The following is a 14,835-nucleotide window of genomic DNA, read 5'->3' as shown; positions in this document are numbered from 1 at the left end:
AAGATTAGTTATAAGGCCTGAATTTATGATTATTTTTTATAATCATCGAAGGTGGTTTCCGGGCTACAGGATAGTTGGTGTGCGTGTGGGGATCTTCAGGCTGTATGTTACTTCATAACTTCCTTTCGGACCTACTTCGATTTTGGTCTGCTCGGGATTGGCGCGCAGGTCAGCTATCAGCAGCTTTTCCGCGGGATCGGCATGTTCCAGGTTATTGCAGTCAGTGATAATCATGGCAGTAGCCAGGAAGTCGTCTTTAGGATAAAAGAAGGTTCCTTTGTTGCCCAGTGATTCATCGATAACATAGCCAACGCGTTTTCCTACCCGGGTAGTTATTGGTGCGCACAGCACGTGATAATTCTGTATCGGGAGCTGACTGGCCAGTACAACACCTACGCGGGCGAGTACCTGGCTGCCTATTCCCATTCCGGCTACTTCTTTTGAGTTCCACATTGCACACAGCTCTGCACTGCTGCCCGGCTTCACTACGTCATATATTTTTGGATCGTATTTACCAATAGCCGTCTCAATTGGCAGGGGCAATTTGCCGTCTGCCAATTGTACACGTGCGCCTCCATATGTTTTGGTACGGGTATCGTCCTCCACAATGATCACCACCGTGTTTTCATGTTGCATCCAGTCTGCGTTACCTGACGTAACCTGTGCTATACCGAAATAAATTTCCAGCAACCTGAGATGTCCGTTATAGAATCTCAAACAAGCCTCAGGGTCATCCGGAGCCCTAAATACCCTTACATTAATCATGACATTGCGGAATAGCGCTTATATTAGGCATAAGTACGTTAAACAATCAACTGCTCAAAATCAACATAATACCTGCCGGAGCTTTTTAGCTGTCCCAGGGCGATACGGCGACAAGTATCGGCAACCATAGCACCTCCCAGCGCCACAGATGATGCCAGCTGAGGCCAGGTAGTAATGGTTTTGCCGATTTGCCCCATTGATAGCTTAAATCTGGGAGATGCATTCTCCAATGAAAGCATCGGACCGAAGATAGGGAGCTTCTCTGCATCTGTCAGTCCTTTCAGGGTAGAGATATCAACCTCCGGTATTAATCCGTGCAGCAAAGGCCGGTTTGGTTCGAGATCGAACCGCTCAATATCCAGCATGCCCCGGTCGTTCATTTCCATAATGACTGGTATTTTCAATTCTTTGGCCTTGATACGGCTTAATATCTTAATGTCCACTCCATCACATTCTTCAATGAAAATGTCGAGGTTGCCTCCATCAATAAAAAATTCATCCATGTTGGCTTCAGTCATGCCATCGAGGAAGATCTTCACTTTAATGAAAGGATCGAGTTCCGCTATTTCACGGGCAGCAATAACAACTTTGGGGACCTGTATGTAATGCAGACCGGCCCGGATGCGGTTCATATTGGTAAGCTCCAGTTTGTCGAAATCAGCCAGTCTGATTTCTCCGCACAGCCGCTCCATAACGATCGTTAATGCGATGGCCTGGCCAACAGATAAGCCAACGATACCTATTTTTTTCTTCGATAGCACCGCTATTTCATCTGCTGTGAGTTTTAGCTGGTTCCGGCTGGTGCGCAGTTCGATAAATTCAGCTTCATCCACCAGGTGAACAACCTGCTGGTTCCAGGGATAATATACCCATACACCGAATTGCTCCATAGGAGTGTTGCCCAGATAAGCCTTTACCTGCTCCTCATATTCTTCCGGAGTCAGGCGCTTAGAAGGATTCCTGATTTTCATCAGCTCTCTCAACTGGGAAAACAAATGATCATTAATGCGAATGTGCGGATGGGTCTTCAGAAGGGCTTCAAAAGCCTGGTGTTCATTCTCTTTTTTCAAATCATAGAAAACAGGTCTGTAGTCATTGCTCCCATCCTGTTGTTTCCTGAGGTACTCTTGTATCATGTGTCCTGCTTTATCAGAATTGTTACAGGGAATGTATGCTCGTTATGTAAAGCAATCCCCGTTGCTCCTAAACTCTTTGCTTATATAAAAATTTAAATGTACTCAGTTAATGTTGGCGAACTTGGCAGGTTAAGGAACAGGCTAAGCCTGCCGGCCCGGGATAAATATGTATGGTAATCACATTGTTAATTACAATGAAATTGTAATCATGATATGAATGTAAGGTAAAATAGTAATTTAATATGAAAACATCCTAAAAGTTTTCCTTTATTTTGATATTAAATTCCCGATTTTATACTTTTATCTTACTTTTAATATTACTTTTCGTCTCTTCCCACCAGTGAGATTGGTTTAATATTTGAGGCCCTTTTCTTCCTAACTGCGATCTTTATTACGCTATAATACATTTAAAAAATATCAATATGGATAAGAGAGAATTTCTCAAGCTTACCAGTTTGGCCGGTGCCGCCATTTTGAGCGGACCATTAAGCGGCCTTGCTGCATCTTCCGTATCCGGAGAGCCTTTATTTGCAGATCCTAAGGCTCCCTTTGTATTACCCCCACTGCCCTATGGATATGAGGCGCTGGAACCTCATATCGACAAACTCACAATGGAAATCCACCACGATAAGCACCACGCAGCTTATGTCAAAAATCTGAATGATAATATCGGCAGCTTCGCCGGACTTACCCTGGAGGAGATCATGCGTAAGGTTACTGATAAAGACAAGGCCGTTCGCAATAATGGAGGTGGCCACTACAACCACTCATTGTTCTGGACATTGTTGTCGCCTGCCAAAAAAACGCCTTCCGACAAACTGAAAGCGGCGATCAATAAGAATTTTGGAAGCTGGGAAGCTTTTCAGACAAAGTTCAATGATGCCGCAAAAACTGTATTCGGTTCCGGATGGGCATGGCTGATTGTAACTCCGGAGAAAAAGCTGGCTATCATAAATACGCCCAACCAGGACAATCCGCTTATGCATAATATTGTGAAAGATAAGGGAGCGCCTATCCTGGCATTGGATGTATGGGAACACGCTTACTATCTGAAACATCAGAACAAGCGGCCTGAATACATTGATGCTTTCTGGAATGTAGTGAATTGGGATGAAGTGGAAAAGCGCTACAACGCAGCTGTATAGCCTTTCGCTAATAGCTTTAAATAAAAATGCAACGGAGATCACATTGTGATCTCCGTTGCATTTTTATTTAAAGCTATTAGCTGTTTCAGGTCGTTGTTTTTGCCTGGAGTAACGTTTCCGCACATACTTCGGGGGAAGCTGAGGTATCCCTGAATTTAAAGAAGCCATATACAATGATGGTACAGAGTGTGCCTACAATGCTGCCTACATATACATCGGCAAAGAAGTGTTGAGCCAGGTAGATACGTGAATAGGCGGCACACAGTCCCATTCCTATTAACAACAGCCCTAACTTTTTATTGCGGGAAATAACCGCCAGGAAACTGAATAAACCAAAAGCAGCGGCCGAGTGCCCGGAAGGGAAACTACAGCTGCTATGTACATTCACCCATTTAACGGTATGTACCAGCGTGGCGGTTTCATCACCAAAGTAGCTGATCGGGCGCGGAGCGTTGAAATAATGCTTAGCCACCTGCACTACCACCGTTACCAACAGTAATACAGCAAGTCCGATGAAAAATAGTCTGAACCTTTGCGTAATCAGCATCAGGAACAGCACCAGTCCGAACATGATCCCATCGCCAAGATAGGTTAGCCCGGTCACAACAACATCCCCCCACGCGGAATGTTCTCCGTTTATACTGAGAAACAGCTCCCGTTGGCTATACGTTGCCAGCATTATTCCCCCAACTACCACCCATAGCAGGAAGGGGAGAAAGAAATAAATGTTCTTTCTGAACAGTGTCAACAGCGTTTTCAATTTCTGTAGGTTTTAAATTGTAGGTTTTGTATAAATATCACTTCCAACAGGAACTTTTTTCCGCTGGAATCTTGCCAGAAACTTTTTGACTTTCTGAATAACGCGAAAATAGTATTCTTTATTAAAAAGCTGAGAATCGTTCATCGCTTTAACAATAAGGAAACCCGCGATCGGCAACAACACGAAATTTGAAAGCCACATTCCGGACCAGGTAAACATGACCCCACTTCGGGCCATCTTTTCACCTATCATGAAAAATACGTTAAATATCACAAAGAAAATCACAGCGAATACCAATGGCGTGCCTAATCCGCCTTTTCGTATAATGGATCCGAGGGGGGCGCCGATCAGAAACATCACGATACAGGCGGCCGCAAGCGTGAATTTGCGCTGCCACTCCACTTTGTGCATCAGGATAAGCCCATGTTTATCTTCATACTCCTGTGCGGGCTGATCAATAGAACTGCTGAGCTCCCGTACATATTGTTCGGCCCTGTCGAGTGCACTGCGGCGACTTTTCTCAGGAACCACGTCTTCGAAGTCCTTTACTTTCAGCGGCGGAGCGCTGGCCACCCAGCCGGTATCCTTCCATTTGAAGAATGGATACCGTACAGTTACATACGCATTAATTGTTTTGCCGTATTGATTTTCTGCTTTTTGCATGGAATCGATCGCCATGTCGAGCTGCCGGATATTGAGCATTTGCTGGTTAGATGCAAACAGGTCCATATTCAGACGGCTGAAGGCAAAGGTGCTGAGGTCAAAAGCCTTGCTGTAGGTTTTAAAGCCCAGCCTGATCATATCGCCGGGAACGGTGTAGCCGCGGTTGCCCCGCTCTTCATATCTCCAGCCATTTTCCAGTATAAAATACAGGAAACGTTTGTTGGCAGTCAGTACCATCTGGCCTTTTTCGGCCAGGATCATTTTATCTCCGCCGCCACTCTGGTGGTCGAAGATCATTACCTGGTGAATGGTCTGATTGTCTTTATCTTTCAGGGCTACCTTAATTGTATACCCGGGAATATCTTTGTAGAATACGCCTGCTTTGATATTGAATGCCGGTTTGGAATTGGTGATGTCGTACAACAGGGATTTGGCCTGAAGGTTAGCCACCGGAATAACATAGTTGGCAAACAGGAAAGCCAGTATTCCTATGAAAGTACAAACCACCAGTAACGGGCGGATGAAGCGCAGCAGTGAAATACCGGATGATTTCAGGGCCACCAGCTCGAAGCTTTCACCCAGGTTACCAAAGGTCATGATCGACGACAACAATACTGCCAGTGGGAGTGCCAGCGTTACGAGGGTAGCACTGGTATAAGCAATCAGCTGAACAATTACGATAGTATCTAATCCCTTTCCCACCAGGTCATCCACATACTTCCAAAGGAACTGCATGACCAGTACAAATAAAGTAACAAAAAAAGTGGCTACAAAGGGACCCAGAAAGGTTTTTATAATTAGTTTATCGAGTTTTTTCACTGATTATGCGGTATTAAAAAAATTGGAATCCCGATCTTCGTGACTGGCCGGGGTACTCCCAAACGGTAAAGTTAGCACGAAATCGGCAAGGTGCCCTAAGGCAAACCTGAAAATCCCGTTAAAATTATATGGAAAATTTTGAATTAACACCTGAAGAAGCAGCTATCGCTGAAAGTCCGCACTTTATAATGTTGAAAAATAGTGTTATTGGTAAAGTAATGGGACTGATGGGGAAGGTACAGGAGGCCCTGGCGGAGCACGACAGGTTATCCGGATTCCCGTTCCGGCCCGAATGGCTATTACAGGGAGGGAAGATTTCCAAAGGAGAACAATACAAGGGGCTGCCATGGGTAATGCTGGACTATCCGCGTTACTTCAGCCGGACAGACGTATTTGCCTTCAGAACCATGTTCTGGTGGGGGCATTACTTCAGTGGTACCCTGCATTTGGCGGGGGACGTAAAAAAACATTTCAGGACAGTCCTGGAAAATAGTTACCCGCAACTGGCTGCTGCCGGATTCCGGGTCTATACCCGCGAAGATCCATGGGAGCATGATTTTGAAGAGGGAAACTATTGCAATGTGGATAAACTGAGTCTGGATGAATGGAGGGCGCTGGTGAGCCGTCACGACTTTATTAAGCTGGCAAAACCTTTCGTAATCGGTGATTGGGGCGAAATAGTTACCGGTGTAGTGAAGTCGTATGCAACGCTACTCAATATACTTGACAACAAAAAAGGGGCTTAACTGCCTATGCGATGGAAAAGGTCTTTCACCTGGTATTCCCAGAGCTGACTTTGATCCTTTACTTCTTTCTTTTCAGCGAAATCTTTTACTACCAGGATAGTTTCATTCGTTACTTCCGAAATTTGTATGCGGAACTCAAAATATTCGTCTTTGGGTGCATGCGTCCAGTGCAGGCGGATAAACTCGTCTTCTTCCTGTTCAAGTACTTCAGCTTCCTCGGAGGTACCATTCCACGAGAATGAAAAAACATTGTCCCTGAAATCCACCCTGTCGGCAAACCATTCCTGAAGACCAGCTGGTGTAGACAGGAATTCGTACAGGATACCAGGGGAGCACCGTACCGGGAATTCTAACTCATAAAGCACTTTCTTAGACATCTCTCAAATAATTAGTAAATCAATATCATCCAGTTGCAATTATAGAAAATATTTTACTCTGTCAAAATAATTTGCAATTTTTTTTTAAGAAGACCCCAATAGCTTTATTCAGCTTAGTAAAACTATATATATTATATATTATATAAATATTAAATTGTTATATATGGAGCGACCACCTGCATTGCCCCTATAGTGGCGATTTTCCGCGACAATTGCAAGCACTTAATGATCAATCGATTTTATTTGGAAATGATTTAAAAACAACAGAAATTTTTTGGCGGCTATCTAAAAAAAGTTATTTTTGTCAGGCATTCATCAAATCTTAACTTTTTATTAACCTGTAACTGTTCCGACTCTTATGTCAATGCGCCAACTCAAAATCACTAAATCCATTACCAACAGGGAATCTCAGTCCCTGGAGAAGTATCTGCAGGAGATTGGGAAAGTGGATTTAATTACGCCGGAAGAAGAGGTAAACCTCGCTATCCGGATCAAGCAGGGCGATCAGAGAGCGTTGGAGAAGCTTACTAAAGCCAACCTTCGCTTTGTGGTATCCGTTGCGAAACAGTATCAGAACCAGGGGCTGTCGCTCAGTGACCTGATCAACGAGGGGAACCTCGGGTTAATTAAAGCTGCTCAACGTTTTGATGAAACGCGCGGTTTTAAATTCATTTCTTATGCCGTATGGTGGATTCGTCAGTCTATCCTGCAGGCACTGGCTGAACAATCTAGGATTGTTCGCTTACCACTTAACAAAGTGGGCCTGAGTAACAAGATAAGCAAGGCGTATTCTCAGCTCGAGCAGGAATATGAAAGAGAGCCTTCTCCCGACGAACTGGCTACTATTCTGGAAATTAATACGGAAGAAGTAGAAGCTACACTCGGTGTTGCTGCCCGTCACGTTTCCATGGACGCGCCTTTCATCGATGGTGAAGACAACTCCCTGCTGGACGTGCTGGAAAATCCAAATGCCGTAAGTGCAGATGAAGAACTGGATCATCATGATTCACTTCGCCGTGAAATTGAGCGTTCACTGTCTACACTGACCGACCGCCAGAAAGATGTGATCATGCTGTATTTCGGTATTGCTGTGGAACATCCCATGTCGCTCGAAGACATCGGCGAAAAATTTGGCCTGACCCGCGAAAGGGTACGTCAGATCAAAGACAAGGCCATTACCAAACTGAGAACTACTTCCAGAAGTAAGTTGCTGCGCAACTACCTGGGTTAATAATTTAGCTACAGGACAGAGATCCTGATCATTTTTAGTTGTTGTTGTAAAAGATTTTAAGTTTAGCGAAGGCTGATGCGCTTAAAGCCGCAACAGCCTTCGCTACTTTTTTTGCGTTAATGGAAGATGAGAACAACCAGCGGTTATTCCAAAAAAAATATACTTTTGCAGTCCGTTTAAAATACCAACAATGTTTGAATCATTATCAGAGAGACTAGACTCCGCGTTTAAACAGCTTAAGGGTGAAGGCCGGATTTCCGAAATAAATATTGCCGCCACCGTTAAAGAGATCCGTCGTGCATTGGTGGATGCGGATGTAAACTATAAAATAGCCAAGGAATTTACAGATAAAGTAAAGGATAAAGCACTGGGGGAGAAGGTATTGACTTCCATTTCCCCGGGCCAGCTGATGGTGAAGATCGTGAAAGATGAGCTGGCAGAGCTGATGGGCGGTACCGAATCGGAGATCGATCTGAAACCCAATCCCTCCGTGATATTGATTGCGGGATTGCAAGGTTCCGGTAAAACCACATTTACCGGCAAACTGGGTAATTTCCTTAAAACAAAGAAGAATAAAAAACCTTTGCTGGTAGCAGCAGATATTTATCGTCCGGCGGCGATCGACCAGTTGAAAGTACTGGGAGAGCAGATCGGCGTGGAAGTATATAGTGAGCCGGAGAACAAGAATGCAGTACAGATTGCGGAAAACGCCATCAAACATGCCAAAGCCAATAACTTCAATGTGATCATCATCGATACCGCCGGTCGTTTGGCCGTTGATGAGGTGATGATGAACGAGGTGGCTGCAGTGAAGGCCGCAGTAAAACCGCAGGAAATCCTGTTTGTCGTGGATTCCATGACAGGTCAGGATGCGGTAAACACTGCAAAAGCGTTCAATGAGCGACTCGATTTCAGCGGGGTGGTACTTACCAAGCTGGATGGTGATACCCGCGGTGGTGCGGCGCTGACGATCAGGTACACGGTAGAAAAGCCGATCAAGTTCGTGAGCATGGGCGAAAAGCTCGATACACTCGATGTTTTCTACCCTGAGCGTATGGCGCAGCGTATCCTGGGCATGGGAGATATCACCACCCTGGTAGAGCGTGCACAGGCCCAGTTCGACGAAGAACAGGCAAAAAAACTGGAGAAGAAGATCCGTCAGAATAAATTCGATTTCGAAGATTTCCGCGAACAGCTGCAGCAGATCAAGAAAATGGGTAACCTGAAAGATCTGATGGGAATGATCCCGGGAGTGGGTAAAGCCATCAAGGATATCGATATCAGCGATGATGCCTTCAAAGGCATTGAGGCGATGATTAATTCCATGACTCAGGCCGAACGTGCCGATCCTGATATGATAGACGGCAGCCGCCGTAAACGTATCGCCAAAGGGGCAGGTAAGGATATCCAGGAAGTGAATCAGTTCATGAAACAATTTGAACAGATGCGCCAGATGATGAAAATGATGAATAAATTTGGCGGCGGAGGCAAAGGGTTTAAAGGGCTGGTGAGATAATCAGGCTGATCCGTATAAAATTATTTTGCAATTAAAAACTATCTGTTTACATTTGCATCCCTTATTCTAAACAATATTTCCTAACTCGCAAAAAATAACTCGACTTATTTATGCCAGTAAAAATCAGACTGCAGAGACATGGCGCGAAAAAAAGGCCTTTCTATTTTATCGTAGTAGCCGATGCGCGCGCACCAAGAGATGGTAAATTCATCCAGAAAATCGGTACTTACAATCCTTTAACTGTTCCAGCTTCTATCAATATTGATACTGAAAAAGCATTACGCTGGTTACAGAAAGGTGCACAGCCTACCGATACTGTGAGAAGAATCTTGTCTTTCAAAGGTGTATTGTATTTGAAGCACCTGTTAAGAGGTGTAAGTTTAAACCTGTTCGACGAGCCTACTGCTTACCAAAAGTTTGCACAGTGGCAGGCTGAGCACGAACAGAAAGTTTCTGCCCGCCGCGATGGTCACAAAAAAGCAAGAATGGCTGCTCCGATCGTAAGAAAGGTTGAAGACACTCCTGCTCCGTCCGCCGACGCTCAGGCAGAAGGTGAAGGTACAGAAGCATAAAACGGCAACGTTTTAACAATACCTGAAAAAGGAAATATTTGCAGCCGCAAATATTTCCTTTTTTTTAGCTATCAGCAGCTAACAACGAGTGGCTGGTCAAAATCTTTCGATGAACTACTTTAGCATAGGAAAACTGGTTTCTGCGCACGGTTTGCAGGGGGAATTGCTTTTAAGGCATAGCCTGGGTAAGCGGTCGGCTCTGAAAGGAGTGACCGTTGTATTCCTGGAAGAGCGTAAAAACAGCTTCATTCCTTACTTTGTACAGCAGGTAAAAGTAAGGGATGTGGAAAGCCTGTACATAAAACTGGAGGGGATTGATACGAAAGAAGCTGCTCATAAGCTGATGCCTGGCCAGGTATACCTGCAGGAGGAAGACTTTAAGCAGCAGACGGCCTCTTCAGCTCCGCTGGCGTTATTGGGATTTGTTGTGGAAGACGAGCAGCACGGCGTGCTGGGCACCATCGAGGAAGTCATAGAAATGCCCATGCAGGTGCTGGTAAAGGTGTTAATTAACGGAAAAGAGGCGCTTTTACCCGTCAATGAGCAATCGTTGGTGAAAGTGGATAAAAAACGCCAGGTGGTGCACCTGAACCTGCCTGATGGCCTGATTGAATTATATACAAGCTGAAAGCCCGACAGATAATTATGCGAATAGATATAATCACTGTATTACCGGAGTTGCTGGAAAGCCCGTTGTCGCATTCCATCATGAAGAGAGCACAGGCTAAAGGCTTGCTGGAAGTGCATGTGCATCCACTCAGGCAATACTCCAATCTGAAGCACCAACAGGTCGATGATTACCAGTTTGGTGGCGGGGCCGGTATGGTGATGATGCTGGAGCCGATTGTGAATGCGATCGAAACCCTGCAGGCAAAGGTGACGTATGATGAGGTTATTTACCTGACTCCCGATGGGGAGACGCTGAACCAGAAAATGGCTAATCAGCTGTCGCTCAAAGGGAATTTGCTGCTGCTTTGCGGTCACTATAAAGGCATTGATCAGCGCATACGGGATCATTTCGTGACAAAGGAGATATCTATTGGTGACTATGTACTGAGTGGTGGCGAGCTGGGGGCAGCAGTACTCGTGGATGCGATAGGAAGACTATTGCCAGGCGTACTGAATAACGAAACCAGTGCACTTACAGACTCATTCCAGGACAATCTGCTGGCGCCGCCGGTATATACCCGCCCTGAAGAGTTCAGGGGCTGGAAGGTGCCCGAGGTGTTGTTAAGCGGTGATCACAAGAAAATCGATGAGTGGCGACACCATGAGTCGGTTGAAAGAACAAAACAACGCAGACCAGATCTGCTATAACATAATGATTTATAGGTCATATATAGTAGTATTATCATTTGATCGACAGAATTTCTTGTTTTTTAATTTGGTAAATGCTATTTCTTGACTTACTTTTGCACTCCCATAAATATTTGAAAGATGAACGCAATTTCGTTTGTTCACGAACAACTGACAGCTAACAAACAGTACCCGAAGTTTAAAGCAGGCGACAACGTCACTGTCAATTATAAAATCGTGGAAGGTAATAAAGAAAGGATTCAGTCCTTTAAAGGTGATGTTGTAAAAATCCAGGGTACAGGATTCACGACTTCTTTCACTGTTAGAAAAATATCTGACGGTATTGGTGTTGAAAGGCTGTTTCCGCTTTACTCTCCTAACATCGATGGTATCGTGTTGAACAAAGTGGGTAAAGTTAGAAGAGCAAGACTTTACTACCTGCGCGAACGTGCTGGTAAGAAAGCCCGTATTAAGGAAAAAAGGGTTTAGTATAAAAAATACAGGGAAATTTGTTAAAAGCGGGACCGTTCAGGTGCCGCTTTTTTCGTGTCTTAAAATGGAATTAAATCTGTGGCAGGGCAGGAAGGAGGGGTGAAAAAGCGGATTTTATGATCTATCTTTGTGGGCTGAACACTATAAATATTTGAGAAGATGACTGCTGTTTTTGTTAAATCACCGTTTTTAATTCTGCAGGATATAGGCATGTCCGAGCTGCTGTTGATAGCAGTTGTAGTTTTGCTGCTTTTCGGGGGGAAGAAGATTCCTGAACTGATGCGCGGTCTCGGTAAAGGTATCCGCGAATTTAACGACGCCAAAAACAATGTGCGCCAGGAAATTGAAGAAGGCATGAGAGAAAAGCCGGCACAGCCTTCTGCTCCGGCAACAACAGATACTCCGCATGCGTCTGACGCAACTAAGGCGTAACTGTAGCCAACTCCAACAGGAGTAATTTCTGATTAACTTAATTCTTTTTAACTGATTTAGCCTTGTCTGAATTCAGCTGTATAACTACTTTTCATAAAGCATTATACGCCGGCAGTACAAGCTGTACGGAAAGGGTACGCTATTATCTCGACCGTATAGCACAGTTAAAACATCTGAATGCCTTTGTGGAGGTGTTTGAGGAAGAGGCGCTGGAAAGAGCCCGTTTGCTGGACAGCCGGATTAAAAACGGCGAAAAGCTGGGTGCACTGGCAGGTGTGGTGATAGGTATTAAGGATGTAATCTGCTATAAAGGCCATAATGTACATGCCGCTTCCCGTATACTGGAAGGGTTTACTTCATTATTTTCCGCAACGGCTGTTGAACGTCTGTTGGCGGAAGATGCCATTATCATTGGTAATCTGAACTGCGATGAATTCGCCATGGGATCTACCAATGAAAATTCGGTTTTTGGGCCCACTCTGAATGCCCTGGATCATTCCCGTGTTCCGGGCGGATCATCAGGAGGTTCGGCTGTAGCAGTGCAGGCAGACCTGTGCCAGGTAAGCCTCGGCAGTGATACTGGAGGCTCCGTACGGCAACCGGCGGATTTTTGCGGTATAGTAGGGTTGAAACCTACTTATGGCCGTATTTCCCGTTTCGGTCTTATTGCATATGCTTCTTCCTTCGATCAGATTGGCATTTTTGGCAGGAATATTGCTGATGTGGCCGCTGTTTTGCAGGTGATCGCCGGGCCGGATGAGTTCGATAGTACGGCTTCTCAAAGAGAAGTTCCTGATTATAAAGTACACCTGGAGGGCAATAAATCCTTCAGATTTGCGTATTTAAGGGACGCTCAGTACCACGACGGGCTGGATGCGGAAATGAAGGATAGCTATATTGATTTCTTTGAAGCCCTGCAATCGCAGGGTCATTCGGTTTCAGGAAAGAGTTTTGAATACCTTGATCATGTAGTTCCTGCTTATTATGTACTTACTACGGCAGAGGCTTCTTCTAATTTATCCCGTTACGATGGGGTGAAATTCGGGCACAGAACTGCTGAGAAGAACCTGGATCTGACAGAATTTTACAAAAAAAGTAGATCTGAAGGTTTTGGTAAAGAAGTAAAACGTCGTATCTTACTGGGAACTTTTGTGCTGAGTGCTGGCTACTATGACGCATATTATACTAAGGCACAACAAGTAAGGCGTCTTGTGACAGAAAAACTCAACGATATACTGGACGAATACGACGCCATTTTAATGCCAACTGTGCCATCAACGGCTTTTAAACTGGGGGAAAAAATAAATGATCCTATAGCCATGTACCTGGCAGATATTTATACGGTACTGGCAAATCTGGCAGGGGTTCCGGCGATATCCGTCCCTCTGCGCAGGCATTCAAATGGAATGCCATACGGTGTACAGATCATCACAAAGAAGTTTAGCGAAGCAAACTTGTTGCAGATAGCCCATCAATTGATGGCTAAGGAACAGGTTACTGTTGTTTAAAATAAATTGTATGAGAAAAGTCTTTTTACTAATGCTTTTGCCAGCGGCAAGTTTATTGAGTGCGAGTGCAATGGGAGGCAATAGCAATCCTAAAGAGATGGTGTATCCGGTGAAAGGGCCAGATACTTCGGTAGTTAAATTGAATCACAGGGTGCATTTACCTAAGGATTCAGTACCGGCATCTCCGACAACTGTGGCGGTTAAGAAGGCTGCTCAAAGTCTTCCTAATGCTATCCGCAGTGCCAAGGTGTATGAACAGATCAACAACAATCTGGTAGCTGGTTATGTGAATAACTATGCTTCCCGGTACAGTCAACACCTGCAGATCATGATTGATAAGGGACAACCTTATTTCAACATGATCGAAAAAGTATTCCGCGATAATGGTATTCCTGAGGAAATGAAATACCTGGCGGTAATAGAATCCAGCTTTAATACCAATGCCCGTTCACGTGTAGGAGCAGTAGGCGCCTGGCAGTTTATGGCAGGTACTGCAAGGATCTTTGGTCTGAGCGTAGGTAAGAGAGTGGATGAAAGGAAAGATTTCTATAAATCTACCCTTGCAGCAGCTCAGTATCTGAATCAGCTGTATTCACAGTTTAACGACTGGATCCTGGTGGTAGCAGCTTATAACTGCGGTCCCGGTGGTGTACAGCGTGCGATCAATGCCAGCGGCCGTACTGATTTCTGGGGCATGCAGTATTTCCTGCCGGCAGAAACACGGAATCATGTTTATAAATTCGTGGCAACCGGTTATATCCTCGACAGGTTCAACAACTTCTTCGGTGTGAGTGACGACAATACCGCCAACACAATCACTGTGAATATGCCTGCTGAAGAACATCTTTCGGCAGCAGTAGCCAGAGGGCCACTGACTGAAGAGGAAATCTATAATACTGTAGAATTCAATATCACCGGGAAATATCGTCTGGAAGCTATTGCAAAGAAACTGGAAATGCCGCTGGCTGAACTGGACCGTTTAAATCCGGGTTTTACCAAAGCAATGTCCAGTGTTGAGAATAACTATGATCTGCGCGTTCCTAAAGAGAAGATGAAGCAGTTCATGGCAGAGAAAGATGAGATGCTGAAAGAGTCTGTACAGATGACCCTGGATGATAAAGCTGTTGGTTTCGACAGATCTAAATTCCCCGCTCCGGTGAAAATGGCTGACAAGCATACGGCAGAGAAAAAAACTACTACTACTTCTTCTTCCCGTAAACATCACAGTGTAAAAAAACACCATGGTGCTAAAAAGCATACAGGAGCTAAGAGGAAAGGAGGAAAGAAAAGAAAATAAGTATTAAGAGATAGAGCGAGGCCCTAAGCAGATAATATCAACATTATCCGCTTAGGGCCTCGCTCTGTTTCTTAATGTTA

The 14,835-nt window shown here is 44.8% G+C and carries 16 protein-coding genes; 11 read left to right on the top strand and 5 right to left on the bottom strand.

Features of this window, described 5'->3' with window-relative positions; genetic code table 11:
• Positions 1-63: 63 nt before the first annotated feature.
• Both UNH61_RS26715 and UNH61_RS26710 read right to left on the bottom strand, forming a co-directional pair.
• Complete coding sequence (locus UNH61_RS26715) at positions 64-765, bottom strand: hypothetical protein (protein ID WP_326995057.1); 702 nt, start codon at positions 763-765, stop codon at positions 64-66.
• 38 nt (positions 766-803) lie between these two features.
• Positions 804-1,901 (bottom strand): ThiF family adenylyltransferase, encoded by a 1,098-nt coding sequence (locus tag UNH61_RS26710; protein WP_326995056.1) that lies wholly within the window; start codon positions 1,899-1,901, stop codon positions 804-806.
• 422 nt (positions 1,902-2,323) lie between these two features.
• On the opposite strand from UNH61_RS26710, the gene UNH61_RS26705 reads away from it, so the two are divergent.
• Positions 2,324-3,046 (top strand): superoxide dismutase, encoded by a 723-nt coding sequence (locus UNH61_RS26705; protein WP_326995055.1) that lies wholly within the window; start codon positions 2,324-2,326, stop codon positions 3,044-3,046.
• Positions 3,047-3,131: 85 nt separating this feature from the next.
• On the opposite strand, the gene UNH61_RS26700 is transcribed toward UNH61_RS26705, so the two are convergent.
• Together UNH61_RS26700 and UNH61_RS26695 are read right to left on the bottom strand one after the other, a co-directional pair.
• Positions 3,132-3,806, bottom strand: coding sequence for a phosphatase PAP2 family protein (locus UNH61_RS26700; protein ID WP_326995054.1), 675 nt, complete (start codon positions 3,804-3,806; stop codon positions 3,132-3,134).
• 12 nt (positions 3,807-3,818) lie between these two features.
• The gene (locus UNH61_RS26695) at positions 3,819-5,288 is read right to left on the bottom strand and encodes an LptF/LptG family permease (RefSeq protein ID WP_326995053.1); all 1,470 of its coding nucleotides are present in this window, start codon (positions 5,286-5,288) and stop codon (positions 3,819-3,821) included.
• A 128-nt stretch (positions 5,289-5,416) separates the two neighbouring features.
• On the opposite strand from UNH61_RS26695, the gene UNH61_RS26690 reads away from it, so the two are divergent.
• Positions 5,417-6,034, top strand: a complete 618-nt coding sequence (locus UNH61_RS26690) for a hypothetical protein (RefSeq protein ID WP_326995052.1) — start codon at positions 5,417-5,419, stop codon at positions 6,032-6,034.
• Here the strand turns inward: UNH61_RS26690 and UNH61_RS26685 are convergent.
• Positions 6,031-6,411, bottom strand: coding sequence for an START-like domain-containing protein (locus UNH61_RS26685; protein WP_326995051.1), 381 nt, complete (start codon positions 6,409-6,411; stop codon positions 6,031-6,033). The genes UNH61_RS26690 and UNH61_RS26685 overlap by 4 nt on opposite strands.
• A gap of 364 nt (positions 6,412-6,775) precedes the next feature.
• Here UNH61_RS26685 and UNH61_RS26680 point away from each other — a divergent pair, with 364 nt between their 5' ends.
• The 9 genes from UNH61_RS26680 (at position 6,776) to UNH61_RS26640 (ending at position 14,755) form a co-directional block, all read left to right on the top strand.
• Entirely contained in the window at positions 6,776-7,642 is an 867-nt protein-coding gene (locus UNH61_RS26680) for an RNA polymerase sigma factor RpoD/SigA (protein WP_079473598.1), read from the top strand.
• A gap of 190 nt (positions 7,643-7,832) precedes the next feature.
• Complete coding sequence (gene ffh, locus UNH61_RS26675) at positions 7,833-9,158, top strand: signal recognition particle protein (RefSeq protein WP_326995050.1); 1,326 nt, start codon at positions 7,833-7,835, stop codon at positions 9,156-9,158.
• A 110-nt stretch (positions 9,159-9,268) separates the two neighbouring features.
• Positions 9,269-9,730, top strand: coding sequence for a 30S ribosomal protein S16 (gene rpsP / locus UNH61_RS26670; protein ID WP_326995049.1), 462 nt, complete (start codon positions 9,269-9,271; stop codon positions 9,728-9,730).
• A gap of 109 nt (positions 9,731-9,839) precedes the next feature.
• Positions 9,840-10,358, top strand: coding sequence for a ribosome maturation factor RimM (gene rimM, locus UNH61_RS26665; protein WP_326995048.1), 519 nt, complete (start codon positions 9,840-9,842; stop codon positions 10,356-10,358).
• 17 nt (positions 10,359-10,375) lie between these two features.
• Positions 10,376-11,047, top strand: coding sequence for a tRNA (guanosine(37)-N1)-methyltransferase TrmD (gene trmD / locus UNH61_RS26660; RefSeq protein WP_326995047.1), 672 nt, complete (start codon positions 10,376-10,378; stop codon positions 11,045-11,047).
• 120 nt (positions 11,048-11,167) lie between these two features.
• Entirely contained in the window at positions 11,168-11,515 is a 348-nt protein-coding gene (rplS, locus tag UNH61_RS26655; RefSeq protein ID WP_326995046.1) for a 50S ribosomal protein L19, read from the top strand.
• Between the two features lie 162 nt (positions 11,516-11,677).
• Complete coding sequence (gene tatA, locus UNH61_RS26650) at positions 11,678-11,950, top strand: twin-arginine translocase TatA/TatE family subunit (RefSeq protein ID WP_326995045.1); 273 nt, start codon at positions 11,678-11,680, stop codon at positions 11,948-11,950.
• 62 nt (positions 11,951-12,012) lie between these two features.
• Positions 12,013-13,458 carry an Asp-tRNA(Asn)/Glu-tRNA(Gln) amidotransferase subunit GatA gene (gene gatA, locus UNH61_RS26645; RefSeq protein ID WP_326995044.1) on the top strand — a complete coding sequence of 482 codons (1,446 nt, stop codon included), beginning with the start codon at positions 12,013-12,015 and terminating at the stop codon, positions 13,456-13,458.
• Positions 13,459-13,468: 10 nt separating this feature from the next.
• A complete protein-coding gene (locus UNH61_RS26640) occupies positions 13,469-14,755 on the top strand; it encodes a transglycosylase SLT domain-containing protein (RefSeq protein ID WP_326995043.1) in 1,287 nt (428 codons plus the stop codon).
• Positions 14,756-14,835: the final 80 nt, after the last annotated feature.

This window comes from Chitinophaga sp. 180180018-3, assembly GCF_037893185.1.
Lineage (GTDB): Bacteria > Bacteroidota > Bacteroidia > Chitinophagales > Chitinophagaceae > Chitinophaga.
The sequence above is the reverse complement of the archived record's forward strand: the minus strand, read 5'-3'. Positions and strand labels throughout refer to the sequence as shown.